The organism is Phytopseudomonas daroniae (assembly GCF_004327275.1).
Classification (GTDB): domain Bacteria; phylum Pseudomonadota; class Gammaproteobacteria; order Pseudomonadales; family Pseudomonadaceae; genus Aquipseudomonas; species Aquipseudomonas daroniae.
The window spans coordinates 1-23,978 of sequence record NZ_QJUJ01000001.1 but is presented as its reverse complement, the minus strand read 5'-3'; the positions used below and the strand labels follow the sequence as shown (position 1 = coordinate 23,978).

Sequence of the window (23,978 nt, the reverse complement as noted above, 5' to 3'; positions counted from 1 at the left end):
TTACGCGGCCCCCAGGGGTTTCCATTGAGTGGGATTCTGTTGCCAACTGGCGACCTCGGAGGCTCGCCAGCCGACACGCCCAGCTGTGATCGGTACTGGCCGGGGGAACCGCTCGGCCTTCACCTCTCGCCACAGTGTCGAGCGCGCCAGGCTGGTTGCTTCCAGCACTTCGGCTTCGCGCAGAAATCTGTCCAGCGCTTCAGCCATTGCCAGCCCCCGCAGCCCGATCAGCCCTGACCAGCATGGCCAGGGCATTGTGTACAGCGCGCCGATCGCTCGGCGTGCTGCTAGTGTGGATGATCGGCCTGCCTGGCTTGGTGATGCGCAGGTGGCCACCGTTGGTCTTTGCGACTGTCCAGCCGAATTCCTTGGCGTACAGGAACAGTGGCCAGAGGCGTTTGCCGCAGCGGCGTCCGCCGGTGATGAACAGGACACGGCTCATGGCATCGACCTCCTGAAAATGTCGTGCTGTGCGATGCCCTGATAGGCAGCCGGATTGAGCCACAAGCACTCGACCCGCTCGCGCGCACCGTCTGCATGTGCAATCCGGTCGATGCAGTGCCAGTCCTCGAACAGTTCCTCATATAGGGGGCATGGATAGCCTGAAACGATGACCATGCCAGCCAACCCGTGTAGGAAAGCGGAAAGCCTCCGGTGCTGATCGTCACTCAGCTCATGCCGGTAGCTTTTCCCGGTATCGTTGTGCCGAACCTTCGCGCTACGGGTCGAATGGACATAAGGCGGGTCGACGTAATGCAGGGTGGTTGGTCTGTCGTGGTGCGCCATTACTTCCAGGGCGTCCCGGTTTTCGATGATTACGCCTTGTAGCCGGTCGATGATGGCTTCTAGCGCCGCTGGATAGTTGCGCCAATCGACACCAGGTGATGTGCCTGACCTAGACGATGAAGCACGGAACCCAGTTCGCTCGCCGCTCGCGGCAGCGCTCCCGAAGCCTTGGAGCGAACGCACGATCATGCGTCGGGCGCGCTCCAGAGTATCCGGCACTTCCCCATAGCTGATTTCGAACTCGCTTCGTGCGAAGGGAGTGAGGTACAACATGCGCTGCAGTTCGCTGCCATGATCCCGTGCCACTCTGAACAGGTTGACAATATCGCCGTCGAGGTCGTTGTAGACCTCGGCGTAGGCGCGTGGCTTGCGGAGCAGGACGGAACCGCCGCCGCCGAATGGCTCAACATAGGTGCGGTGGTCAGCCATGTGGCTGATGATCCAAGGGGCAAGCTTCCATTTGCCGCCGTGGTAGCGAAGAAGCGGACGATAGGCGGTCATGGCGCGTTACTCGCGCCGCAGTTGTGGCAGTCCTGGAAGCGTTGGCGTTCGCTCAGGAAGCGGCCGCAGTCTTGACAATTGACGGTGTCACGGCGAAAGCGCTGGCGTTTGATCTTGGGCAGCTTGAGGCGAACTTCGCGCAGCGCCTTTTTGTGCTCGAGCATGTGGGCCTGCACTACCGGCCGGCTGTGCTGGTCGATGTAGCGCTTTGGCCAGACCTGGTACTGCTTAGCGCGTATTTCTTCCGCCTCAACCGCTGACCAGGTGCCTGCCATAGCCAGGTTAGAGCTGCTGGAACCGTGCTGGCAGATCCAGTACAGGTCGTTGCCGTCCCACAAGCATTCGAATGCCACGTAGATCTGGTCATCGGCCAGGTCAAACACCTGGGCCTGTGCATCGTCCAGGTACTGATGATCGACGCCAACCTCAGCCAGGGCGCGGACGTAGTCGACCGGCCAGGGCAGGTCGGTTTCGCGGTTCTCGTACTGCTTGACCGCCGCTTCACGGGTGAACTGCTCGGCTTTGTCGAGGTTCGAGGTGTAGCCGCCGCCTTCGCACCAGAACATGGCGCGGCTGCCGACGTTGCTGCGGCTGTCCTGCAGATAAAAGAGGTCACTCATGGTGGTCACCCTTGGAAAGCGCATGGGCCAAGTGGCGGGCGTAAGTCGAAACAGCGCGCCAGTAGGCGGCCATGGGGCCTTTACGGCGCCGCCAGGCGCTCTCAGCCTCTGTATTCGCCTGGTCGCGCAGCTCGCGGCATACCGCTTCAATCCGCGCCCTGTCCTCTGCTGGAAGGCTCATCAGGGCTTTGCCTGCTGGAAGTTTCAGAAGGGGGTTTAAGTAGCCCATTAGCGAGCCTCCTGATGCACACGGCTCATGCTGATGGCCATTGCCAGTGGGCGGCACCAGACCGGCATGCTGTTGAGGGTGAATGTTTCGCCCATTTCGGAAAGCATCAGGGTGCTGAGCATCACGTCGGCAATGGCTTTGCCGGCCTTTCGGGGCACGGCGTTGCCGATGCGTTCGCGCCATGCACCGTCGTTGTTGCCGTGCAGGATGAATTGCTTGCCGACTAGCTCCAGGGCACCGCTTTGGTCGTTCGGTTGCCAGATGTCCTCGGGATCGAACATGGATTGCAGGGCGGCCAGTTCCAAGGTGGTAAACGGCCGATTCCAAGTGTTGTGCGGGCTACGGATGACGCAGGCCAGGCGGTCATTAGCTGCCGGCATGCGGGTGTCGGCTACCGACCAGCGGCCATTGTCGTGACGTGCGCTAGCGGACACGGCGCCGGCCGATTTCTCCCAGTCGACTACGCCGTAGTGCCCGCCAGTAAGATAAGCGTCGCCCTTCTCGCGATTGAGCACCCGCGGGTCAGCCACTGACTGCCAGCCACCTTGCACGCCCTTGCCTCCGGCGATGATAGTGCCGGCGTGTCGGTTGTATGGCACGACCCGGAAATTGCCAGAATGGCGATTCCAGTCCGGGCGAGGGTCGGCCACGCTGAACGGGCCTTGCCCGGGGCTGCGCTGGCCTGTCACCACACCCGAATGGCGATCCCACGGAATGACGCCGAACTGGGAGTATTCCGCTTTGCTGACGGGGCGAGGGTCGGCGACAGAGAAAGCACCGTTGGTTGGCCCGTTGGCCCCGGCGATGGTGCCGGTGGCATCGTTCCAACCGTGTACGCCCAGGTATCCGTGGTGGTACTCCGGCACGATGATCAGGTCGCGCAAGTAGCCATCCTCAATGGTGAGGCGGTTGAGCGAGCGCCAATCCTTACCCGGTTCGACCAGGGCGAGGCGTACCCAGGTTTTCCAGTGCAGTGCAGGCACGCGGTGCATCGGGCCAGCAAGGTCAAGGTCGCCAGGCATTGGCATGCGGCCGAGGATTTCGCCGACGCCGCGCAGGTTGTGTGTTTGTGGCTGGTAAAGGAAGGCTGGCACGCGCTCGACGTGGCGAGCCACCAGCAGGAAGCGTGGGCGGCTCTGTGCCAGTTCGGCGATCTTGCCGCAGTCGTGGACGGTTTCTTCCACGGCGTAGCCGTAGTGGCGGAACAGTTTGACGATCTGGTCGAGCAGGTAACGGCCACGGGACGCCAATCGCGGGACGTTCTCGAAAACGATCAGCTTGACCGGGTTGTGCTGCCAGGCTTCCAGCATCAGCCAGACACACCTGAGGGTCAGCTCGTTGAGCGCCATGTATTTTGGGGTGACGCTCATGGACTCAGGCAGCAGGCCAGACGCGCCTTTGCATGGGCTACTGATGAAGACCGCGTCGGGATCTTCGTTGTTGGCGGCACGGCGGACATCGTCGAGGGTGGCCTCTTTCCAGCCGGCCGCAGGTTCCACACCATGAAAAGCGATGTACTGCTCGCGGGTGAACAGATCGAGCATGGTGCCCTTGGTGCCGGTGAACTCCTCGAAATCTGCCAGGCCTGCGCGATCGATATCGACGCCACCGATGCAACGCCAGTTGCCGAGCATGTTGGCGATTTGCAGGGCGCTGTCATTGAAGCCGGCGGCGCCGGAACCCAGGCCGCAGCAAAACCCGAAATGCTTGTAGGTACGTTTAACGAGCATAGCGGCGCCCCTTCTGTGCTTGTTTGGCGGCCTTTTCGGCCATGAAGGCTTCCCACTGCGCGGACTTGGTTTTCTGGCGGATACGGCTGCACTTGGCGTGTTTGCGGGTGGAGCGGGGCTGGCCGCAGATGTCGCAGATGCTGGGCATGTCCAGGCGGGCGCCGGCGAGTGGCGGACGGATGCGGGCTTGGGTCATTGCGCACCCCCAAGGCGCATCGGGTTGGTGGCGACATAGGTCATGGAGCGGCTGAGTACGTCGACGGCTACTGGGTTGCCGTTGTATTTCTCGATGGCACGGGCGGCCTTGCTGATCAGCAGTTCGCAGGCTTTGCGCAGATCTTCTGCGGTCTGGCATTCGGCGGTGATGACGTAGGTGGTGATGAAGGTTTCGGCCATCTGGCCGACTTCGGCTGGGGTTTTCATTGGGCACCGCCTTGCGCTTGCTTGCGGGGGCTCGAAGGCATGGGCATCCAGTGGGTGATGTTCTCCGGGTTCATGAAGTCGTGTTCGCCCTCGTAGACCGTCCATTCGCCGGTGTCTTTCAGGTGAGCCATGCCAAGGTTTTGCAGAGATGAATCGTCCGTGACCAGAACAGAGTCCGAGACCATCAAGTGGTCGGTCGTGCATTCATGGCGGCACTCTGGGAGCCTATGGGTAACCGGAATCCACTGTTGCGTAGGATCTGCCGGCGCATCCACCAGAAGCAGGGCGGTGAGGTATTCGATGGCCTGCATGGCGTCGTCGTTGGTTTCGCCGAACACTTTGCGGGCGGTGGCTTTGGCGCGGGCTACGGCGGATTTCCAGTCGAGCGGGGCGGCTTCGCTGGGTTCGTCGGCGTCCCAGCCCAGTGCTTCGCGGCGGTGCATCAGGTCAAGCGCGGAGCTGGCCTGGGCGGTCAGGGGCGAGGGAATGTTGCAGTTGCCGCTGGCCATGTCGTCGACGAATTCTTCCAGGGCGTCGAGTGCCGCCAGTTTGTGGCCGACGGCCCAGCTGACTACCTCACCGCCATCGACTTCACGGGGGACGTTCTTGCCGGTGGCGCCGCGAATGACGATGGTGTCATAGCGCGGTGTGGTAGGCTCTGCGGCGCCGCCTTGGGGTTGATTCACTTGCATGGTGCTTCTCCTTTGGGGTGGTTGGCGTCGGGGGTTGCAGCCCCCGGCGCCGTCTTTTTCCGGCTTGGCCGGTGTCAGCTGAGGCGGTATTGCTTGCCGTCGTCGACCACGTACAAATTCACGTCTTTCATGCGGTACACGCCGCCGATGCCGCCGTGCACGATGTAGTTGTCGTAGGGCGCTGTACCCACGCGCACCGGAAACAACTTGTCGCTCTGATGGGCGTATTCGCTGGACTTCTTGATTACCGCGTAGAGCTGTTGGCCGTAGGGTCGGCAGCCGGCCGGGCTGTGGGCGGCCTCGAAGCCGAGCCAGGCGGCGCGGGTTTCGAGGTTTTGGAATTCTTCGCCGGCGCGGGCCATGTCGTAGCCGCGTGGCTTGGCCCAGTCTTCGAAGGCCATCAGCATTTCGAGGTTTTTGATTTCCTGGTTCATTGGCGCGCCTCCAGCTTGGCCTGGCGGGCGGTTTGGTACTGGCTGGGCAGGATCTCGACAGCGCCTTCGATCCAGCCGCTTGTTGGCTTGTTGGCGGCGATATTGGCTTCGTGCTTGGCCTTGTCGATCTGGAAGCCCAGGTGGAAGTAGGCGATGCCCTGATGCTCGAACATGACGCCGCCACAGAGCAGCAGGTTGCCGGTGTTGATGGTCAGGCGATTCCAGTAGGCGTGGCTGTCCAGCCTCGGTGGGCAGTTGTCTCGCCATAGGGTCAGCAGGCGTTCGTGCTCGGCGCGGATGGAGGCGCGTTCATCCTTGGGGATGCCCTTGGGCGGTACTGCTTTGTTGCGGAGGGTACGAAAGCCCCATTCATCCGGCCGGCGCCAGTGCACGTCGAGGGCGCGGTCAGCGCTCAGTTTCACGCCGCCGGCAAAGTGCGAGGTGATGTCGTGCATGGGTGCGACTTTGCCGCCGAACAGATTGCCCAGGGCTTCGAGCTGCTCGTGCAGCTTGTTTTTGGCCTGGTAGAACTCTTGAACGATGGCCACGGTGGCCGGGGCGTCTGATTTGTAGTGGTAGTCGGGCATGGTGCTTCTCCTTTGGGGTTGCCCAGGCGTTGCAGCGCCTGGGCGTGGGGGTTAGTGGGTGATGGCCAGCAGCACGTCCGGGGCGAAGTTGCCGGCGGCGGCGAGCAGCAGCAGGGCGAGGCCGCTGCCGATCAGGGTGGCGATGACGCTGGTTGGGGATTCGTCGTTCATGGCCTTAATCCTCGATCGGGCCACGGGTACGGCCGACGGTGTGCCAGGCCATTTCACGCACCTTTCTCTCGGCGGCGGCGAGGGCTTCGGCGGGCACGTTGAACAGCACGTCGATGAAGTCGAGCATGCCGAGCAACTGGGCGTGGTTGCGGGCGTCACGGTCGGTCAAGGGCAGCCCGGACTGGGTTAGCGCGAGGACATCGGCGCGGCCCATGCAGAACCCAGCCATTTCGGCGTTGGCCTGCACCTTGTTGAGGAACTCGGCCAAGTCAGTGATGTGCAGGTCGTACAGGGCCTGTACAGCGGCGCTGCGCTCGGCGACCGGTGCTGCACGCTCGAGCTGCACTTCTACGCTGCGGGTTTTCAGGATGTTGGGGCCGGTGCCGACGATGACCAAGGCACCGCGGAATTTCACCCGTTCGCTCGGGCCACTGCGCAGCACGTTGTCTGAGCTGTAGAACTGCTTCAGGCAATCCCAGTCGAAGCGGACGGATTCATGGGGGTTGGCAACATCGTCGATTACCACGGGCTCGTTTACAGCCTTGGCGAGGCGCAGCAGCAATGCGCCAAACGTGTGGCTGCATGGGCTGATGAGTTCGCTTTCGGTGACGCCAGACAGCTTCCACAGGTTGCTGACCAACGTGGATTTGCCACTGCCGGCGTCGCCATTGATCTGCAGGATGGGATAGGTGCCCTGCAGGTTACGGATACGCTCGGCGTGGTAGGCGCCGGCCCACCAGGCCAGGGCGACAAGGCCCTGGGCGCCGAAGGCGGTGATGAACAGCTCGAGCCACTTGGGGGTTGGGTTGGTTTGCATGGTGCTTCTCCTTTGGGGTTGTTTGCCTTGGCGTTGCAGCGCCTGGGCGGGGTTATGCCTGCTGGAAAACCCAGCAGCGCACGGTTTTGGGTTTGTCGAAGGCATCCAGCGCGCGGGCCGAGTTGACGGCGCGGTTGGAGTCGATGAACTTGGGGGACTTGCTGGTTTTCAGCAGGCGCTTGAGTTCGCTCATTTGCGGGATCTGCTGGCGCTTGTTGGCGGCCACTTCCACGAACTCGTTGAGGTTCACGGCGATCAGGCCAGGGGTACGGGCGTGGTTGAGCATGCCGTCTGGGTCGAGCCCGCCGGCGGGCAGCATGCCGTTGAGGTAGGCGAACAGATCCCAGAACTCGCGCACGGTGGGGTGGTCGGCGTTGATGGCGTGCTGGCGCTGCTCGGCCATGCCGGCAATTTCGTCGCGCACAAGCGCGGCACGCTCGTCGTTCAGCGGCACCACCAACTGCAGGCCGTCGACCAGGGAAAGCAGCTGCGCGTGGTTCTTTGCGATTCGCACGGTGCGAATGTTCGGCATGGCCAGCAGCTGCTGCTCGTAGGGGCTGGTGTGCTCGTCCACCAGCTTGAGAATGTCCGCCTCGCGGGTTGTCGCCTTGAGGATGAAGCCGCTGATTTTCTCGACATCCATGCGCTCGAGCTGCTCGGCCATCAGCTTGGTCTTGGGGGTGTGGTGCTCGCGGGTCAGGTTGACGTGCCCCAGGCGCTGCAGGATGGGCTCTGACGCTTTGATGGCGTTGTTCTGTGCCACCAGCAGGCCGGCGCGGAACGGCGGCTCGCGGGTTTCGTTGCCGCTGTTCTTCACGCCGGTGCTGCGTACGCTGCGGCCGTTGTAGGCGGTTTTCAGTTCGTCCCAGTCGTAGTGCTTGGTTGGGGCGCCTTCCTGCTGCTCTCGCTCGGATTCGATCAGCACCACAGGCAGGTTGGCCACCTGGGCGAAGTTGCGCGCCCGGCTGGCCGGAGTGGCTTTGGTTGGGTCGAAGCCCTCGTATTCCTGGCGGCCGCAGAGCTTCCAGCAAAATTCGATCAGGGTCGACTTACCCGAGCCGGCTTCACCGATCAGTTCCAGGAACAGGTAGGACTTGTGCAGCGAGCGGATCTGCTCGGCGAACAGGCAGCCCAGCCACCAGGCCAGCACCACCACGCCGCGCACGCCAAAGCATTGCCAGAAGGTTTCGAACCAGGCTTCGTCATAGCCGTCCAGGTCTGCGTTGATCTGCAGCGTGGGCGAATGGGTCTGGCTCTTGATGCTCAGGTCGGCCAGGTCGAAGAAGTCTTCCTTGTTGAGCTTGTAGACCTTGCCGTCCTGCACAGCCAGGTCATTGAACACATAGGCCGAGTACTCGCGGGTGTAGCCGACCCAGTCGATGGTGCGCACGGTTTTCAGGCGTTCGAGCTGGGGCTCGAGGAAGCGCTGCAACTGCTGGCCGGTACCGGTGAACATGGCGCCGGCGTCGATGCCCATCAGGCGCTTGTTGAATTCCGGGGCTGACGCCAGTTGCGACGGTGTGAAGGTGTTCTTGACGCTGGGGCCTTCCGGGCGATCGATACGGAAGTAGTACCAGGATTCGTCCACCTGCTCGTTGCGCATCCAGTAGAGGGCCTGCATGTAGCAGTTGGCGATGCGCACCACGGCGCCGCATTGGCGCATGGCTTTGTCGCGGCGCTCGCGGTCGTTGAGCAGTTGGTCTTCCTCGCGCTCGGAGGTTCCCAGGTCAGTGAGGATGCGGTCGTATTTTTCGATGTCGAATTTGAACCAGTAGAGGCGGTTCTTGAACGAAAAGGAGAATTCGCGGCGCGGCTCCCAGTCGTACATGAGCAGGCCCTTTTCCTCGGGCGATTCGGCCAGCAGCAGGTCGCCTTCATGGCGGGCGTTCTTGATGTCCTGCTCGCGCTGCTTGGCGCGGTCGGCATCGCCTTCGATGAATTGCCAGCGCTGGTGCAGGTCGTTCCAGTCCAGCTTCTTGTCGCGCTGGGGGATCATCGCTGCGCTGCAGGTGAAGCCCAGTTCGCGGGCCTGTTTGACCCAGCGGCGGGTATTGGCCCGTGCCACCGGTTCGTTATCCAGGGCGAAGACCAGGCGCGGCAGGCGCTTGTCTGCGGCGCGGCGCCGTTCGGCCAGAGCCTTGATGGACTGATCCGGGAAGGGCGCGCTGGACATCATCGACACGGCGTCGATGTCGTGGTGCATCAGGGCGGTGGCGTCGAAGATGCCTTCGACGATCCACAGTTCGTTGACCTCTTGCAGATCCAGCGAAGGCGGGCACCACCACACGCCCTTGTAGCCGGGGTTGCCTTCGCTGGTGGGGCGGAAGCGCGCCTTCATCTTGCCGAAGCGGTCGGGGCGGTCGATCAGACGCTCCCAGTAGCCCCCTTTTTCCAGGGGAAAGCGCACGGTGGCGCTGCCGATCTTGAGCTTGCTGTCCCAGTAGTTTTCCTGGGTGTACCAGCCGGCCAGCAGCTCGGTGCGGAAGCCACGGGCGAATTCCAGGTAGGCGCGGGCGGTGGCGGTTGGATCCTCGGCGGTAGCCGGTGCCTGCTCGCTCCAGTCGTTGAACAGGTCGCTGTAGACATCCTTGATGTGGACGCGGTGGTTGCACGCCTCGGGGCGCCCGCAAATGAGCATCCAGGGCGAGTCATGGAAGGTGTAGAGGGTGGTCTTCTTGCACTTCGGGCACTTGCCCTTGCGCATGTAATTGGCGCCTGCGCGCTTTAGGCCGTAGTCCCGCGTGATGCGTTGCAGCACTTCTGCGCGGAGTTTTTCTTTCATGATGCTCACGCCTGCAGCTCCCGCACATAGGCCGACAGCTCGTCGATGATGGCCCTGGTCTGCGAATTGGGGAGCAGGAACATTTCGTTGTAAGCGTCTGCCATGCCTTGAAGGCGTGCGGCACTGGCGGTCACCAGTTCGAGGTGCTGGCCGTCTTCCTCGAGAAACCTGAGGTTGAGGGCGAACAGAGAGAAAGCGGGTTTGGCGGCCAGTGCCCGGCAGTTCGCCAGCGGGTCTACGGTCGTGGTGTCGGTCATCTGGGTGGCCCTTATACGTTGGCAGAGAGGGCGGCTTTCAGCGCGCCGATGGTGCGTTTGTGGCCGGCGAGGGCCGGGTGGTCGTCGAGGATGCGAGCGCTACGCAGGCCCTCGGGCACGGTGCGGTAGCGGTCGTCGTACCAATGCTGGGTAAAGCCCTGGCGCAGCTCACTGCGCAGGCGCTCTAGCCAGGCCTCGGCGATGGGCTTGGGCAGGCCGATCTGTATGGCGATTTCTGCTTGCATGGTGTGCTCCGGGCGCAACTTGCCCAAACCCACCGGGGTGGGCTGGGGTGATTTGGGTTATCGGGGGTGTTGACTCATGGCCAGCTGCGCCAAGAGCGGGGCCATGAACAAGGGCACGGCCAGGGCATGCACCAGGTGCAGGCAGGTGCGCTCTAACAGTTGCGGGTCGCCGCTCAGGTGCTCGGCCTGGTGCTGCTCGATGTAGGCCTGGGCGCAACGTTGCATGCGGGTGCGGTAGTCGGTGGCGTCGATTGCTTCGGGTTGATCGTTCATGCGGTGGCCTCCAGTGCTTCCAGCAGGTCGAGCTGATCCGTGGCCGTGCGGTTGTCGCGCAGGGCTTTCATGCGTTCCATCGCCGGGGCGACGGGCAGCACCATCAACGGCTGTTCAAGGCCGGACGGGCTGAGCTGGTAATCGATGGTTACCGAGCCGCTGAACGTGGCGCCGCAGGCCACGTTCTGGCACTGGTAATACGTGGAGCGGAAACACGGTGTTTGCCCCACGCTGGTACGGATGCGCATGCCGCCGCGGCATGCCGGGCATACCAGTTTGTACGTGCTCAAGCTGTCTCCCCGCCGCTAGTCGCGGCACCGGCTGGGCCGGTTAAGTGGCGACGCATCCCGCGCCTAAATCGGTTCCTGTGCCTGCCCTGGGTTCCCCAGGATCGGGCGGTTATTCGCTGGCTTTGCTGTGCAGCACGATGACTGCGGCCACCTCGCTATGGCGGGCGGCTATGTGTTTGCGGTGGGCGGCGAGGATGGCTTGCACCTCGGCTTCATCGATCACGCCATCGTCCAGGGACTGGGCGATCAACTGATCCACCAGGCCGCGTTTGTGGGTGGTGCTCAGGGAGCGGGCGTAGAGCTCGAGGTTGTCCAGCTCACCGCGCTCGGGCATGGCGACGAACACGCCGCCGTAGAGGTTGCAGATGTAGTCCGGAAGAAAGGCGGTGCCGGTTTGTTGCTCGAGCTGGTGCACCTGGGCGTCGGTCAGCGGTTGGCTGCCGGCGTTCTCGTAGAGGTGGTTATCCAACTTCTTGAGCGGCAGGCCGAGGCGGGCCGCTGCGGACTCGCGGCCGCCCGGGAAGGCGGTGATTACCGCGCTCATGACCTGGCGGCGGGTCTCTAGAACCGGGTTGGCGCGGTTCTGGTTTTTGCGTGGGGGCGTGGCCATTACTCTGCGACCACGCTGGCTTTGATACCCAGCAGCACAGCGGCTCGGTGAGCTTCACCCCGGAGGCATTTTTTCTGGCCGTTCAGAACCGCATAGACGGTAGAGACGTTGATGTCGTGTTGCTCGGCGAAGGACTTGACAGTAATGCCTTGCTGCTCAAGGCGAATGCGCGCGGCTTTGCAGGCTTGCTCAGGAGCGTAGGTGTCGGCCATAGTTCTATTTCGTGTGATTTCGAGTGATTACAGGCTCAGATTATTCAACGAATGTTGAAGTGTCAATGCCTTGAGGGGTCGTTTCGTTGAATATCGGTGAGAGGCTGAGAGAAGAGCGCGTCCGCTTGGGTTACAACCAGGCTGACTTCGCCGCCATCGCCGGCGTGGCCAAGACATCTCAGTTCAACTACGAGAAGGGCGAGCGCAGCCCCGATGCTTCATACCTGGCTGCTGTGGCCGAGAAGGGTGTCGATGTGCTGTATGTGGTGACAGGCAAGCGTACGCCGGAGGCTGCAGACGCCATCAGTGCGTCTGAGGCGGATCTGCTCGACCACTTCCGGCTGCTACCGGAAGGTGAGCAGGGTTACACCAGGACGATGGTTGCAGCACTGGCCGAGAGAGCCGGGCGTGACGTGGTGAAGAAGTAGTTATTACAGGGAGGGCGCTTGGATGCTGCCGATTGAGTTTCGCTACAAGGATGCAAAAGGAAATGAGGCTATCTGGACGCTGACTCGGTGGACGGAGAACAGCCGTTACATTCAGGGGCGTAGCGAGACCGATACCTTACCCCGCACGTTCCGAAAGGATCGAGTGCTCGAATACATTGAAGGTGCAGACCAGCTCCTTTTTGATTTAGCTCCACCGGCCCCTGAACCGGCCCCACGGGCTGAGCTCGATAAGCGACCCCAGATTCTGTTCACCGGGTTCAAGGCAGCACAGCGTGCTTTGCTTGAGCAAACAGCCGCAGAGCATGGCTTTCGAGTAATGAAGACCGCTGGTAAAGCGTTGGCGGTTTTGTGTATCGGTGATAACGCAGGCCCAACCAAGGTTGAGAGTGCTCGAGCATCTGGCTCTTTCATCATGTCTGAGGTTGAGCTACAGCAACTGATCAAGACAGGTGAGCTACCGGGCTGAGCACATAGGACGTTACGTGGTGAACGGCGACAAGTAGATCGCTGTACCGGATGTAGTTCGTTGGCCATGGGGCCTGGGCTTTAGGGAAGTAGGCAGGGCGATGAAATAGGAAGCAATAGCTAGTTCCCAGAATCAGATATTGGTTGAACTACAACAAGGAAGATTCAGTGATAAGTCGGGAATATGTTAAGTGCAATGCTTGTGACCAATTTATAATGTTGCGAGTGCAAGTTGGGTACGAGAAATCTCAGGCTCATACGTTTTCTTGCCCAAACTGTGAACAGCCACTTTCAGTCACCTTAGACCTCTCAAATCCTCCGTTTGTTAGTTTCGCTCATGATGAGTCATGCGAAATAATTCCCCGTACTGAAAAATGTGTTGTAGTTAATTTAGCGGTTGGCTTTTTGATTCCGAAAGACAAAGTAAGCGATGATAAATATTTCCCTGCAATGAATTTCTTTTCTCAGGCAAAATTTCGCCCGCTAATGCTTCCCCCCGAAGAGCGCGAGGAGGTAGGTGGATTGTTTGAAGGATTTCCAGGTGCAGCACGAGCCTGGATTCATTTATGCAGAGCCGCCAGGTTCAATCTGAAAGGTAATTCGGAGCGTACAGCGCACCATTTGTGTGAGTTTTCAAAGTCAACTGGTTTTCCCCTTACTAACTATGAAGGAGCACTACTTAATTTCGTTGGCGCATTTGTTGGTAAAGAACGGCGTAGCAAGTTTTTTACTTTGCTCGAATGGGCTATTAGCGTAGTTGAAAAGAATCAAGATGCCGCTAACGCTTGGCTTTCTGAATTTTCAAAGCTGAGTATCGATAGGGTGTCCGAGTACCTGTCTATTATGTCGGAGTATTTTGAGTCTTATAATGATTTTGATCAGACGCTTTTTTATGCGAGGTTTGGTTTGGAATGTGAGCCTGATGCGCATGCCTCGGCCAACGCATTTCAATCTACAAAAATGTTTTATGGGAATGCTTTCGAAATTATAGGCTCTCACTTAGACTTGTTTGTCGGTCTAAAAAATATTGAGGCTGGGCGTTCGTTCGATATGCTAGAAAATATATCATTGGAAAAGTATCGAAAGACGGATAAGGGTGCGAGATTTAATGCGGTAAAATTTGTGCCTGAATTAAGTTTTCTTGTCGATGAATATGATAATTCATTGCGCAATGCTTCGCATCATCGCTGGTTTAGGCTTGCTGGTAATATGCAGTCAATTAGATACAGGAAAAGTGGAGATGGTGCTGAGCAAGTGATCTCTTATTCTGATTACACTTTGCGCTGTAATAATCTTATTATGCAGGTAATGATTATGTATCTGTGTGAGTTGTCTGTGATCGGGTACATGAGCCTGAAAGTTAAATGATCTGATTTGAGAGCTAACGAGGGAAAGACAAAGGCTGGCAAATTTATTTATTGGCCTTCATTTTGGGAAGGGATTTCCTATGACTCTCACCACGCTTTTCGCCTGCCTGCTCACAGCAGGACTCACTGCCAGCCTGACCCTATGGCTGACCCACGGTGACACGCCCCCTGTACCCAATGTGCTGATACCCGAGCGTTTGGTCGATCGGTTGGATGATCAACTGGTGGTGATGGGCGGTTGGGTGACAGAGGATGGGTACCAGCCACCAGGGCGCTCCGCTGTCGAGATTCGCTGCTACCGCGAGCAGCAGCTATGTACCGAGGCGGTGGCGAGCATTTTCCACCATACCGATGGCTCCGACCTGGAGGCGCAGACGTACCTATACCAGGTGACGAGCTGGACTGACCTGCGCATAGACGCCGTGGCGCCCGGGAGCATGGCCGGGTGCCTGGACAGGCATTTGCGGCTGTACCCGCTGGACAAGGATGCGAGCCTGCGCTGGGCACCTGGCGAGGGCTGCGAGGGTGACACCGGCCTGGCGACGCTGGTGGGCGACGAGTGGCTCGATTAATTTTGCCGATTTGTGGAATACCGAAACTCGGCCGTTATGTTCCAGAGCTCCACTGCACAACATGGAGCATGCAGATGAGTGAAGGAATTGAGGCTGTGAGTAGTCAACCTGGGGCAGGGGTTGCGCAGCCTGATGTAGTACCACTGACGCCGACCGAGCGAATGCTGATCCGTTTCTACCGGCAACTGGACGAGGGCGAGCAGGTGTTTATGCGCCGTGCGATCGAGGCCATGGCCACGCGAACACCTCAAGCATAACGACGAACCCCGGCCTGGTGTCGGGGTTTTTCATAGGTCGAGCAGTTGCGGGGCAATGCCAAACGCACTGGCGATTTTCTCGCGGGTGGCCTTGCGAGGTTTTTCCGCCTGTTCCTGCTGGGCGTAGGCAGACTGGCTGATGCCGATGCGCTCTGCCACCTCTGCCTGGGACAGCCCAAGGTGCCGGCGCCAGGCGCCGACAGCAGTCAAGCCCTCCTTGACCATGTAGCCCACCACTTCATTGGGCACCAGGTCTTCCTTGGGGTGGTTGGCGACGTAATCGGCGTAGGGAATGACGACGAACGCTGGCGCGCCGTCTGCGCCGTTGATGATCTGTACGCTAGTAGGTGTGTTCATCGCGCTTTTTCACCTCTTCGATATTGACGATCCGCACCGCGCCGTCCCAGTCGAACATGACGCGGTAGTTACCGACCCGGAGCCGATAGCCGTACTGGTGGCGCACAAGAGCCTTCACATTCTGGACGTTGGGCATGCTGGCCAGCGCCTGGGCGGCGTCGTAGACCTTGACCTGATCGGCCTTGGCGATCTTGCCGAGCTGCTTAACCGCTTTGCGTGTCCAGTTGATGGTGTTCATTGGCGCCCCTCTGCTTATGGGGTGATTATAAGTATAAATATAAGCATTTAACAAGTCTTTATGTGCTTGCCTGCTGAACTCTTCCCCACTCTCGATCCACCGCCCGCTGTGCGCTGGATTTGCTCGAATAGAGGTGCGTGAGCCGCTTGGGCTTGGCCTGGTCGCCCTTGGTGAGCTTCTTCTGCTGCCCTGTTTTCTCGTCGCGGTACCAGGCCAGCACGCCGGTGTAGTCGGCGGCGGTATCGGCCAGGTCGGCGATGTCTTCATCCGGCAGTTTGGATTCCAGCTCGAGGCTGGTGGTGTAGGCCTCGGACGTGAAGCTGTGTTGCACGTTGGCGCCGAGCCAGATGATGGCGTCTATCTCGGCTTTGACGCCCACCAGGGAGTAGGTGAGTTCGGGAGTCAGATCCGGCCGGCCTTTGGCGAGCTGGTAGCTGAGGGTGGCGGTACCGCGCTGCAGGCGTGACCACTCGGCCCGGGCGGCGTTGATGGCAGTGGCCTGGTCGGTGTAGCTGTGGCGCAGATCCTTGAGGTTGTCGCCGGCGCCGGCGATGGCCTCTTTCTTGGCGGCGCTGTTGAGCTCGTAGTAATAGGCGCGCACGCCGGTGTAGGCGTTGCGGTCTGCCTGGAGGAAGCGGTGCTGGTCGCCGTCTTCCCTGGTCAGGGTGATATGCGGCAGAGCCAGGCCGCTGGCGGTTGTGCTCGCACCGGTGGGCATGAACAGCAGGCGCCCGGCCTTTACGGTGGCGATGGCGTCGTGCTGTTCGCCGAGGCGGGTGAGCAGGTTGGCGTCCGATTCATTCGCCTGATCCAGGTGCACCAGGGGAATGCTGGCCAGCACGCCGGCGACTATGGCTTGCAGGCCATTGCCGGTGGCGAGGGCGGTGATGATTGCGCCCAGTGTGGCGGCATCCCAGCTGCGTTCGCGCTTGGTTTTGAGGCCTGCGCGCAGATCCGCGCTACGGGCGCGGATATTGAGCACGTCCGGCGCGCCGCTGTGCTCGGTTTCGTCGACGGTGTAGGTGCCTTTGTCGGTGAGGCCGGTGTCGCTCCAGCCGAGCCAGAGGCGCACCACGGCGCCGCGCGGGGGGATGGCGAGCAGACCGTCGTGGTCGCTCAATTGAATGTCCAGCGTGTCGGCTTCCAGCCCCCGGTTGTCGGTGAGGTTGATGCTGATGAGGCGCTGGACGATGGCAGTGGTGATGTCGCGGCCGTCGACGACTACGCGGCAGATGGGCTGTGGGTAGCTGGCGGCCTCGCGGTATGAGTCCGCTGCGTTCTGCAGGATGCCGCCGGCATAGGTGAGAGCGTGGTCTATCACAGCACGCTCCTGAGAATGTTGCCGGCTATGCCGGTGAGGCTGCCGAGCAGGTCGATGCGGCCATCGTCCACGCGCTTGAGCACCAGGCTGAATTCGATGCGGCGGGCGGCGCCGTTGGAGAAGAAGTAGGACTTGGTTTCGCTGACGCTCTCGATGACCCAGAGGCCGTAGATGCGGCCTGTGCCTTCGACCAGGGGCCAGGCTTTGCCGGTGTCTGCCATCTGGCGAATCACGTCGAGGCTGATGGGCGTGCCGGCCAGCTCGGGCAGCAGGGTGCCGGGCAGGGTGATGGTGTCGTCACCCCGGCCCAAGTACTGCCGGGCCGGGTTGGTGCCGATGCGGCTGGTGCTGCCGTGGCGCCAATTGGTTTGGCGCTGGAACTCCTGATAGGCCAGGGTGTGCAGGCTGAACACGAACATGCCAAGGGACATCATCATTACTGCTTACTCCTGATCGCGCAGGCTGCTGCGCAGGCGCTGGGCCTTGTTGCGTTCGTGCTCGGCCAGCAGGCGCTTGAACATGCGTTCCAGCTCGGCGGTGTCGGTACCGGGTGTGGCTTCGATTTTGATGTGGTAGGTGTCGCCCTGGATGACGGTGCTGCCGCCTGTGCTGGCGGTGAGCGGTGGGCGGCGGTCGAACTGCAGGGGCTGCATATCGGCCATGGCGGGTGTGCCGAAGCCGATGCCCAGGGTGGCGGCGCCGGCGGCGGTGAGTTGCTTGGCGGTGCTGGCCACTTGCTTGAGCACGCTGCCTTCGCCCGCTGCCAGGCCTTGGCCGAGACCGGCCATGGTGAAGCCGCCCAACTGGGCGAATACCCGCGACGGCGAGTGGATGCCGAGTTTCTCTTTAAACCAGCCGATGGCTGCACCGCCGGCGCCGGTGATGGCGGCTTTGATCTTGCCCAGGCCGGCAGTTATGCCGCCCACAAGGCCGTCGATGAGCATGCCGCCGAACTCGGAGAATTTGCCGGGCAGCTCGATGCCGAAGTAGCTCAGTACGCTGGCAAAGGCTTTGTAGAACAGGCCAATGGGTGACCAGTTGAGCAACAGGGCGGCAACGCCGCCGATACCGCCGCTGAATGCAGTGGTGATTTCAGCCCAGAGGTTGCCGAAGTAGCCCTTCACGGCGTCCCAGTTTTTGTAGATGAGGTAGGCGCCACCGGCGAGCACGGTGATGAGCAGGCCGATGGGGTTGGCCATGGCCAGACGGCCGAGCCAAAGCAGGGCTTGGCCTACGATGGGTAACACGGCCTTGCCGAGCCAGAGCAGGCCGGAACCGAGGGCCTTGAACGCCGTGAGCATGCCCAGGCTTTTGATACCGAACAGGGTGAAGGCGTAGCGCACCATGGCGATGGGGCCGAGGATGCTGGCCATAGCGAGGGTGAGGCCGCCCATTACCGTAACCAGTGCGGCGATGCCGCCGAGGGTTTTGACGATCTGGCCGGCCAGCTTGGGGTTTTCGCGGATCCAGCCGCCGATGGAGCGGATGACGCCGGTGATGTTCTGGGCGAGTTCGCGCAGCATGCTGTTCTGGCCTTCGAACAGCTCGATGCCCAGATCCGCCCATGCGGATTTGAGCTGATCCCAGTCACCCGAGAAGTTGTCGGCCATGGTGCTGGCCACCTTGGCGGCTTCGCCCTGGCTGGCCTGGAGCGTGGCGATCAGTTCCTGCAGGTTACCGGTGCCGGCCTGGTCGACGAGGATACCCATGGCGTTGGAGCCGGTTTCACCGGCGATGGCTTTCCAGAGGCTGCCGCGCTCGATATCGCCCATATTGCGACTGCGGTCGTAGATCTCTTTAAGAATGGACGGCACGTCTCTCATGTTGCCGGCGGCATCCGTTACGTTGATGCCGAGTGACTTAACCGCCTTACTGGCGGCGCCGAGTTCGGCCAGCTCTTCATCATCGGCGCCCAGCTTTTTCAATGCTTCGCGGGCGGCCTTGTTGGGTGCTGCCAAACGTCCCAGGATGCGGCGGATGCTGGTACCGCCCATGGAGCCCTGAATACCGGCGTCGCCGAGTTTGGCGGCCATGGCTGCGGTGGTTTCGAGGGATATACCGAATTGAGCGGCCCCAGGGGCGGCATATTTCATGGTTTCGCCCAGCGTGCTGATGCTGGTGTTGGAGCGTGTGAACGCGGCTGTGATGACGTCGGCGACGCGGGCCATCTGATCGGCCTGCAAGTTCATGCCTGTAAGGATGTTGGAACCGATATCGGCGGTTTCGCCCAGATCCATATTGCCGGCCTTGGCCATGTCGAGAATGCCGGGCATGGCGGCCTTGATCTTCTGCGGGTCGAAGCCAGCCATGCCCAGGAAGGCTTGACCTTCGGCAACCTGGCTGCTGGTGAACAGGGTGGTGGCGCCGAGGTCGCGGGCCTGTTTGCGCAGCATGTCGAGCTCGGCTGAGCCCTTGTCGAGGCGCGTGAGGGCTTGCACGCGGGCCATGGTGGTGTCGAACTCGACGCCGTTGCCGAGGGTGGCCATCAGCGGGCGGCCAAGGCCATACCCCATGGCCAGGGAGCCGGCACCGCTGCCGGCCATGCTCGCGGATAACTGCTGTGTGCGCCCGTAGGCCTGTTTTGCGCCGGCCAGGCGTTGCTGCTGCGCGGTGATGCGCTTGAGGCGGGCCTCTTGCTGCTGCAGGGCGGCATTGGTGGCGGTGATTTTCGAGCGCAGGGCCTGTTCGCCGCTGCTGAGGTTACGGGTGCTGATGCCGGCGGCATTGAGCTGGCCGCGTAAGCCATGGAGCTGTTGCTGCTGTTCGCCGAGTTTGTTCTTGAGGAACGTGCCCTCGCGTGCGGCGCGCTGAAAATCGCGGGTTAGCGCACGGGTTGGGTTCGAGGTGGCAGCCAACTGGGCGGACAGCGATTTGAGGCGCTCGCGGTTGGCCTGCAGGGCATCTTCGGTTTGTTTGGCAGCGGCGCGCTGGGTGCGCCAGGCGCTGATGTCCTTCTGCTGGCTGTTGAGCTCTTTGAGGCGGTCGCGGGTTTCTTTCAGTGCGCGGGCGGCGCCGATGCTGCCGCCCTGGATCTTTTTCAGCGGGGCGGTGACGCGATCGAGCGCGGAGAGCAGGACGGTGAGCTGTAACTTATTTGCGGCCATCCGCCTGACTCCGTGCGCGGGCGCGTTCGCGCCATTCCATCAGTTCTGTAACGGTGAGGGCGTCCATGTCCTGGGGCGCCCAGTGGAAGACGCTGGCCAGGTCGGCCATGGCGTCTTCTACGCGGTGAGGGATGCGTTGATCTCCGCCCGCTGTGCTTTCTTCAACAAAAAATTGGCCACCTTGACGCCCAGATCGAGCAGGTCTGCCGGATCCAGCCGACCGATTTCGTGGTCGGTGAGCGCGGGGGTGGTGATGCGTGGCAGCACCTTGCGCAGGGCCAATACGTCGACCTGGGCCAAGTCGGCCAGGGCTACACCGCGCAGCTCGCCAGCCATGGGCTTGCGCAGGGTGACGGTGGTGATGGTGGTTTCGCCGCGGACGATGGGGGTATCGAGCTCGACGATTTCTTCGTTCGGATTTTTGGCTGGTGCGGCTTCGGCTTCGCTAATTTTCGGTGTCGGGGTTTTCTCGGGGGTAGCCATGGGGTTGCTCCTTTGCTGGGGAAGTGCCGCCGGCGAACCGGCGGGATGTGTGCGGATTGTTTACAGGCCGATGGCGCGGCGCATTTCTTCGTAGCGATCAATGCCGTCGACGCGGAAGATCATGTTGAGCAGGTCGATTTCCAGCTCCTCGCGGCCGTTGACCACCAGCTTGTAGTAGCTGCAGGTGGTGACGACCTTCTGCTCGGTGTCTTCACCTGGTGCGGCTTCGCCGAAGTCGATTTCTTCGTGACGGCCGCGCACAACGACTTCGATGGCCATGACTTCGCCGGTGTCGTCGCGCTGGGCGGCGCCGGCCCAGCGCAGCGGCACGCCACTGGCCGAGGTGATGCCGTATTGGCGAATGGCGATCAGGTCATAGCCACCGATGGTCCATTCGATCTGGATGCCGTCGTCGCCCATGCCGAGGTCGACCTTTACGGAGCCGTCCATGCCGCCACCGCGCCAGGCTTCAAGCTTGCGGGTGAGCTTGGGCAGGGTGACGGTGCCGCACTGCCCCTGGTAGCTGTTGCCGTCGTTGAAGAGGTTCATCTGTTTCAGTTTGCGAGGCATTGCCATGTCGGCGCGCTCCTATGTTCGGTGGGCTTGCCCCTCGGGTGAGGGGCGCCGGGTGTCAGGCGTTGATGCGGCTGGCGAAGTCGGCCAGGTAGCGGTCTGTGATGCGCTGACGCAGGGTCAGATCCTCGAGCGGCGGCACGGGGGTGTAGTCGTAGTCGATGAACAACTTGCCGGCCTTGAGGGTGTCTTTGTCGTTGGCTTCGGGGTCGTACCAGCACTGGCCGTCGATGATGTAGCCACCGGCTTTGAGCTCGCGGAACTTGGCGTTGATGCCTTCGATGATGTCGCGCACCAGGGACGGGTGCAGGGGCTTGTCTACCGCCCAGAAATGCCCCTCGGCCATGGTGTCGGCCAGCACCTGGGCGGTGCGGGTGTAGTTCTCGAAGGCGAACAGCGGATCTTCGCTGCAGGTGCGTGAGCCCCAGAAGCGGTAGCCGCTGTGGTTGATGAGGGTGGTGACCTCAGAGGCGTTGAGCAGGTTGGCGTCGGTGGCGGGGTTTTGCAGATCCCAGAACACGTCCGCCGAAATGCCGGTTACGCCGTCGACGGCGACGTTGGAGAGGGTTTTGTGCCAGCCCTGTTCCTGGTCGAGCTTGGCGCGCAGGCCGAGGGCGATGGCGACGGCCGGGGCAACCACGGTTTTGTTTTCGGTGGTGCTCCAGCGTTCGAACGACGGCCAGATGACCATGACTTCGCGGGCGCCGAACCCGTCGCGGTAGGCGATGGCTTCGGACACGGATTTGCAGCCCCAGGCGCTGACGTAGGCAAACGCTCGCAGATCCTTGGCGATGCTGACCAGGGCGGTGGCCACGGGCAGGCTGTCGAGGCCTGGCACGCCGAGAATACGCGGGGTGACGCCCAGTTTTGCCTTGGCAGCCAGCAGGGCTTTCATGCCGGTGTATTTGCCTTCGGCGTTGGTGGTGCCGATGAGGTTGGAGACGGTGGCCGCTTCCTTTTCTTCATCGGTTTCGCCGGTGCCCTCGGCTACACGCACCACGACGGTGACGGGTTTGGTCTGGTCGGCGATGGCCTGCAGGCTGGCTGCCAGGGTGCCGGTGGTACCGGCATTGCCAATGGCGGCTTGCACGTTAGTGAGCAGCACGGGCGTGTCGAGCGGGAATGCTTCGGGGTCGGCATCTTCTGCGGTGCAGACCAGGCCGACGACGGCGGTGGAGACGGTGCGAATCGGGCGAGTGCCTTCGTTGATTTCGAGGACTCGGACGCCGTGTAGGAATTCATCGGCCATGGTGGATGCCTGCGTTGGGAAATGACAGTGCTGAGACTGACGCGCGCGCGGCAACGGTGCGAGCGGCGGGGGTTGTAGGGCCGGTGGCTACAACGCGCAGGCATAAAAAAGCCCCGCCGAAGCAGGGCAATCCCTCCCCAGGGCAAGTCAGGTTGTGGTGTCGGTTGGGCTGGCGGGCCATTCGATGGTGTGCGGGTAGCCTGGCTGCTGCTCGATGCGGTTGAGGGCGACGCGGTAGCGTTTCCAGGCGGTGAGGGCGGCGTCTTCCTCGGCGGTGGATTCGCCCAGGTCTACGGCGTCTTGCAATGGGGCAATGGCCTGGGTGGCGCCCTGCAGCAGGTTGCTGCGTTTCGCGAGCACGCTGGCGGCGAGCTGTTCGGTGGACGGGGGTGGTGGATCTACCAGGGTGGGGCGGCCGTTGGCGTCTGCAACGATCAGCTGGCCTGTGGCATTACCGGCGAACTGCTCGGCGTAGAGCTCAGCGGATATCTCGACTGCGTCTGCAGGGAGCAGGCAGGCCTCGTTTGGCACCTCTAGCATTGCCGGCGTGGCGGTTGCGTCTGGCACGTCGACGCTGATGGGTTCACCCGTCTCATTGATGAATGAGCCATCGGGCAAGGATTCGCCGGGCTGCAGGAGGACGCTGATGAGCGGTGGTACCCAGTTGGGGTCGACGATGAGCAGGGTGCGTTCGCCGTGCACGCGGGTGTCGTAGAAACCAGTGGTGGATGCACTGAATAGGATTGTCATGGTCAGTAGCCTGTGGCCTCCCAGAAAATTTGGTTTCCGTTGTATATGCCGGAAAGGACGGTGAACTGCGAGTTGCTGACCAGCAGCGAGCACGTGCCCTCAGACGCAGTGTTCCAGCCGCTTGTGCGGGTGGCATTCAAGGACAGGCAGGCATTCGGAAATGCAATTGGAAACGAGCGGTAGTCCGTTGGGCCGGCGGCTTCTGTAACCAGGCCGAACTGGCGGATGACCCCCGTGTCTCCACATTTCCACCAGGCGCTTGTGCCGACAATGCCCCAGGTGTTTTTGGGGGACGCCGGCAGTTCGGCAATACGGGCTTTGACCCATGCAGTGTTGGCCGACTGGGTATTGTTGGCTGCAACTGCTGCAGTCGGAACTGTGGGGGTGCCGGTGAACGCCGGGCTGGCCAGGTTGGCTTTGGTGGCGACTTGTGCCTGCAACTTGCCGATAGCAACTAGCACCGTGTCAGCAGCGGCAACGGCTGTCGCAGTCGCTGTGCTGAGCCCGGTGAGCACGGCGGCACGAACGTCGGTGGCGAAATCGCGCCAGGTTTTGTCGCCACGGCGGTACTGGGCCGTGGTGCCCGCTGCATAGCTCGGTTCTTTGGTGCCATCCGCGATGGTGATATTCGCGCTGCCGTCGAAGGCGACGCCGTTGATGGTACGAGGTGTTACCAGCTTGGTGGCGGTAGCCGCATTACCGGTGGTGCTCTGATTACCCGCCGCGTTCACGCCGGGCAGGTTGATGTTGGCGGTGCCGTCGAAGGCGACGCCGCCGATAGTACGGGCCGTCTGTAGCTTGGTGGCGGATACGGCGTTGGCATTGGCGTTCAGCTTGCTGGTGGACAAGCCAGTGACCTGCGCCTGCAGCTTGCCGAGGGCTGCCAATACTGTGTCCGTGGCGGCAACGGCTGTCGCGGTTGCTGTGCTGAGCCCGGTGAGCACGGCGGCACGAACGTCGGTGGCGAAATCGCGCCAGGTTTTGTTGCCCCGCCAGTATTGGGCCGCGGTGCCCGCTGCATAGCTCGGTTCTTTGGTGCCATCCGCGATGGTGATATTCGCGCTGCCGTCGAAGGCGACGCCGTTGATGGTACGAGGTGTTACCAGCTTGGTGGCGGTAGCCGCATTACCGGTG

The 23,978-nt window shown here is 61.6% G+C and carries 35 protein-coding genes; 5 read left to right on the top strand and 30 right to left on the bottom strand.

All coding sequences use genetic code 11. The annotated features are described in order from the left end of the window. The 19 genes from DNK10_RS00175 to DNK10_RS00085 form a co-directional block, all read right to left on the bottom strand. Positions 1–207, bottom strand: coding sequence for a helix-turn-helix transcriptional regulator (locus DNK10_RS00175; protein WP_131190207.1), 207 nt, complete (start codon positions 205–207; stop codon positions 1–3). Further along, positions 200–442 carry a hypothetical protein gene (locus DNK10_RS00170; RefSeq protein ID WP_131190206.1) on the bottom strand — a complete coding sequence of 81 codons (243 nt, stop codon included), beginning with the start codon at positions 440–442 and terminating at the stop codon, positions 200–202. The genes DNK10_RS00175 and DNK10_RS00170 overlap by 8 nt, the downstream gene beginning before the upstream one ends. Continuing rightward, positions 439–1,287 (bottom strand): DNA adenine methylase, encoded by an 849-nt coding sequence (locus DNK10_RS00165; protein WP_131190205.1) that lies wholly within the window; start codon positions 1,285–1,287, stop codon positions 439–441. The genes DNK10_RS00170 and DNK10_RS00165 overlap by 4 nt, the downstream gene beginning before the upstream one ends. After that, positions 1,284–1,907 (bottom strand): hypothetical protein, encoded by a 624-nt coding sequence (locus DNK10_RS00160; RefSeq protein ID WP_131190204.1) that lies wholly within the window; start codon positions 1,905–1,907, stop codon positions 1,284–1,286. Before DNK10_RS00160 ends, DNK10_RS00165 begins: the two co-directional genes overlap by 4 nt. Further along, complete coding sequence (locus DNK10_RS00155) at positions 1,900–2,136, bottom strand: hypothetical protein (RefSeq protein ID WP_131190203.1); 237 nt, start codon at positions 2,134–2,136, stop codon at positions 1,900–1,902. Before DNK10_RS00155 ends, DNK10_RS00160 begins: the two co-directional genes overlap by 8 nt. Then, complete coding sequence (locus tag DNK10_RS00150; protein ID WP_131190202.1) at positions 2,136–3,866, bottom strand: DNA cytosine methyltransferase; 1,731 nt, start codon at positions 3,864–3,866, stop codon at positions 2,136–2,138. Before DNK10_RS00150 ends, DNK10_RS00155 begins: the two co-directional genes overlap by 1 nt. Further along, positions 3,856–4,062 carry a hypothetical protein gene (locus DNK10_RS00145; protein WP_131190201.1) on the bottom strand — a complete coding sequence of 69 codons (207 nt, stop codon included), beginning with the start codon at positions 4,060–4,062 and terminating at the stop codon, positions 3,856–3,858. Before DNK10_RS00145 ends, DNK10_RS00150 begins: the two co-directional genes overlap by 11 nt. Further along, positions 4,059–4,289 (bottom strand): hypothetical protein, encoded by a 231-nt coding sequence (locus DNK10_RS00140; protein WP_131190200.1) that lies wholly within the window; start codon positions 4,287–4,289, stop codon positions 4,059–4,061. Before DNK10_RS00140 ends, DNK10_RS00145 begins: the two co-directional genes overlap by 4 nt. Continuing rightward, positions 4,286–4,981, bottom strand: coding sequence for a DUF551 domain-containing protein (locus DNK10_RS25815; protein WP_165495931.1), 696 nt, complete (start codon positions 4,979–4,981; stop codon positions 4,286–4,288). Before DNK10_RS25815 ends, DNK10_RS00140 begins: the two co-directional genes overlap by 4 nt. Positions 4,982–5,055: 74 nt before the next feature. Continuing rightward, complete coding sequence (locus DNK10_RS00130) at positions 5,056–5,415, bottom strand: hypothetical protein (protein WP_131190199.1); 360 nt, start codon at positions 5,413–5,415, stop codon at positions 5,056–5,058. Beyond that, entirely contained in the window at positions 5,412–6,002 is a 591-nt protein-coding gene (locus tag DNK10_RS00125) for a hypothetical protein (RefSeq protein WP_131190198.1), read from the bottom strand. The genes DNK10_RS00130 and DNK10_RS00125 overlap by 4 nt, the downstream gene beginning before the upstream one ends. A gap of 175 nt (positions 6,003–6,177) precedes the next feature. After that, entirely contained in the window at positions 6,178–6,990 is an 813-nt protein-coding gene (locus tag DNK10_RS00120) for a hypothetical protein (RefSeq protein WP_131190197.1), read from the bottom strand. 52 nt (positions 6,991–7,042) lie between these two features. Then, a complete protein-coding gene (locus tag DNK10_RS00115) occupies positions 7,043–9,772 on the bottom strand; it encodes a toprim domain-containing protein (RefSeq protein ID WP_131190196.1) in 2,730 nt (909 codons plus the stop codon). A 5-nt stretch (positions 9,773–9,777) separates the two neighbouring features. Next, a complete protein-coding gene (locus tag DNK10_RS00110) occupies positions 9,778–10,029 on the bottom strand; it encodes a hypothetical protein (RefSeq protein ID WP_131190195.1) in 252 nt (83 codons plus the stop codon). A gap of 11 nt (positions 10,030–10,040) precedes the next feature. Then, positions 10,041–10,274, bottom strand: coding sequence for a hypothetical protein (locus DNK10_RS00105; protein WP_131190194.1), 234 nt, complete (start codon positions 10,272–10,274; stop codon positions 10,041–10,043). A 57-nt stretch (positions 10,275–10,331) separates the two neighbouring features. After that, the gene (locus DNK10_RS00100) at positions 10,332–10,547 is read right to left on the bottom strand and encodes a hypothetical protein (protein WP_131190193.1); all 216 of its coding nucleotides are present in this window, start codon (positions 10,545–10,547) and stop codon (positions 10,332–10,334) included. Beyond that, positions 10,544–10,837 carry an ogr/Delta-like zinc finger family protein gene (locus tag DNK10_RS00095; RefSeq protein ID WP_131190192.1) on the bottom strand — a complete coding sequence of 98 codons (294 nt, stop codon included), beginning with the start codon at positions 10,835–10,837 and terminating at the stop codon, positions 10,544–10,546. Before DNK10_RS00095 ends, DNK10_RS00100 begins: the two co-directional genes overlap by 4 nt. 109 nt (positions 10,838–10,946) lie before the next feature. Then, complete coding sequence (locus DNK10_RS00090; protein WP_208738769.1) at positions 10,947–11,447, bottom strand: YmfL family putative regulatory protein; 501 nt, start codon at positions 11,445–11,447, stop codon at positions 10,947–10,949. Further along, positions 11,447–11,659, bottom strand: coding sequence for a DNA-binding protein (locus tag DNK10_RS00085; RefSeq protein WP_131190191.1), 213 nt, complete (start codon positions 11,657–11,659; stop codon positions 11,447–11,449). The genes DNK10_RS00090 and DNK10_RS00085 overlap by 1 nt, the downstream gene beginning before the upstream one ends. A gap of 86 nt (positions 11,660–11,745) precedes the next feature. Here DNK10_RS00085 and DNK10_RS00080 point away from each other — a divergent pair, with 86 nt between their 5' ends. The 5 genes from DNK10_RS00080 (at position 11,746) to DNK10_RS00060 (ending at position 14,769) form a co-directional block, all read left to right on the top strand. Then, positions 11,746–12,087 carry a helix-turn-helix domain-containing protein gene (locus tag DNK10_RS00080; RefSeq protein ID WP_131190190.1) on the top strand — a complete coding sequence of 114 codons (342 nt, stop codon included), beginning with the start codon at positions 11,746–11,748 and terminating at the stop codon, positions 12,085–12,087. Between the two features lie 22 nt (positions 12,088–12,109). Continuing rightward, entirely contained in the window at positions 12,110–12,574 is a 465-nt protein-coding gene (locus DNK10_RS00075; protein WP_131190189.1) for a BRCT domain-containing protein, read from the top strand. A gap of 143 nt (positions 12,575–12,717) precedes the next feature. Next, on the top strand, positions 12,718–13,941 hold the full coding sequence (locus DNK10_RS00070; protein ID WP_131190188.1) for a hypothetical protein: 1,224 nt from the start codon (positions 12,718–12,720) through the stop codon (positions 13,939–13,941). A 79-nt stretch (positions 13,942–14,020) separates the two neighbouring features. After that, positions 14,021–14,512, top strand: coding sequence for a hypothetical protein (locus DNK10_RS00065; RefSeq protein WP_131190187.1), 492 nt, complete (start codon positions 14,021–14,023; stop codon positions 14,510–14,512). A 74-nt stretch (positions 14,513–14,586) separates the two neighbouring features. Then, entirely contained in the window at positions 14,587–14,769 is a 183-nt protein-coding gene (locus DNK10_RS00060) for a hypothetical protein (protein ID WP_131190186.1), read from the top strand. A gap of 30 nt (positions 14,770–14,799) precedes the next feature. Here the strand turns inward: DNK10_RS00060 and DNK10_RS00055 are convergent, their stop codons facing one another. The 11 genes from DNK10_RS00055 to DNK10_RS25965 all read right to left on the bottom strand — a co-directional run. After that, a complete protein-coding gene (locus DNK10_RS00055) occupies positions 14,800–15,126 on the bottom strand; it encodes a helix-turn-helix domain-containing protein (RefSeq protein ID WP_131190185.1) in 327 nt (108 codons plus the stop codon). Continuing rightward, positions 15,110–15,364 carry a type II toxin-antitoxin system RelE family toxin gene (locus tag DNK10_RS00050; protein WP_131190184.1) on the bottom strand — a complete coding sequence of 85 codons (255 nt, stop codon included), beginning with the start codon at positions 15,362–15,364 and terminating at the stop codon, positions 15,110–15,112. Before DNK10_RS00050 ends, DNK10_RS00055 begins: the two co-directional genes overlap by 17 nt. Before the next feature lie 58 nt (positions 15,365–15,422). Continuing rightward, a complete protein-coding gene (locus tag DNK10_RS00045) occupies positions 15,423–16,685 on the bottom strand; it encodes a phage late control D family protein (RefSeq protein ID WP_131190183.1) in 1,263 nt (420 codons plus the stop codon). Then, a complete protein-coding gene (locus DNK10_RS00040) occupies positions 16,682–17,122 on the bottom strand; it encodes a phage tail protein (protein WP_131190182.1) in 441 nt (146 codons plus the stop codon). Before DNK10_RS00040 ends, DNK10_RS00045 begins: the two co-directional genes overlap by 4 nt. 6 nt (positions 17,123–17,128) lie before the next feature. Beyond that, entirely contained in the window at positions 17,129–19,789 is a 2,661-nt protein-coding gene (locus DNK10_RS00035) for a phage tail tape measure protein (RefSeq protein ID WP_131190181.1), read from the bottom strand. Next, positions 19,776–19,898, bottom strand: coding sequence for a GpE family phage tail protein (locus tag DNK10_RS00030; RefSeq protein ID WP_131190180.1), 123 nt, complete (start codon positions 19,896–19,898; stop codon positions 19,776–19,778). Before DNK10_RS00030 ends, DNK10_RS00035 begins: the two co-directional genes overlap by 14 nt. 8 nt (positions 19,899–19,906) lie before the next feature. Then, positions 19,907–20,272 (bottom strand): phage tail assembly protein, encoded by a 366-nt coding sequence (locus DNK10_RS00025; protein WP_131190179.1) that lies wholly within the window; start codon positions 20,270–20,272, stop codon positions 19,907–19,909. A 60-nt stretch (positions 20,273–20,332) separates the two neighbouring features. Further along, positions 20,333–20,848, bottom strand: coding sequence for a phage major tail tube protein (locus tag DNK10_RS00020; RefSeq protein ID WP_131190178.1), 516 nt, complete (start codon positions 20,846–20,848; stop codon positions 20,333–20,335). 55 nt (positions 20,849–20,903) lie between these two features. Then, entirely contained in the window at positions 20,904–22,094 is a 1,191-nt protein-coding gene (locus DNK10_RS00015) for a phage tail sheath protein (RefSeq protein ID WP_131190177.1), read from the bottom strand. A 147-nt stretch (positions 22,095–22,241) separates the two neighbouring features. Beyond that, positions 22,242–22,844 (bottom strand): tail fiber assembly protein, encoded by a 603-nt coding sequence (locus tag DNK10_RS00010; protein ID WP_131190176.1) that lies wholly within the window; start codon positions 22,842–22,844, stop codon positions 22,242–22,244. A gap of 2 nt (positions 22,845–22,846) precedes the next feature. Further along, the coding region (locus DNK10_RS25965; RefSeq protein WP_425273835.1) for a gp53-like domain-containing protein at positions 22,847–23,978 on the bottom strand (1,132 nt) is incomplete at its 5' end.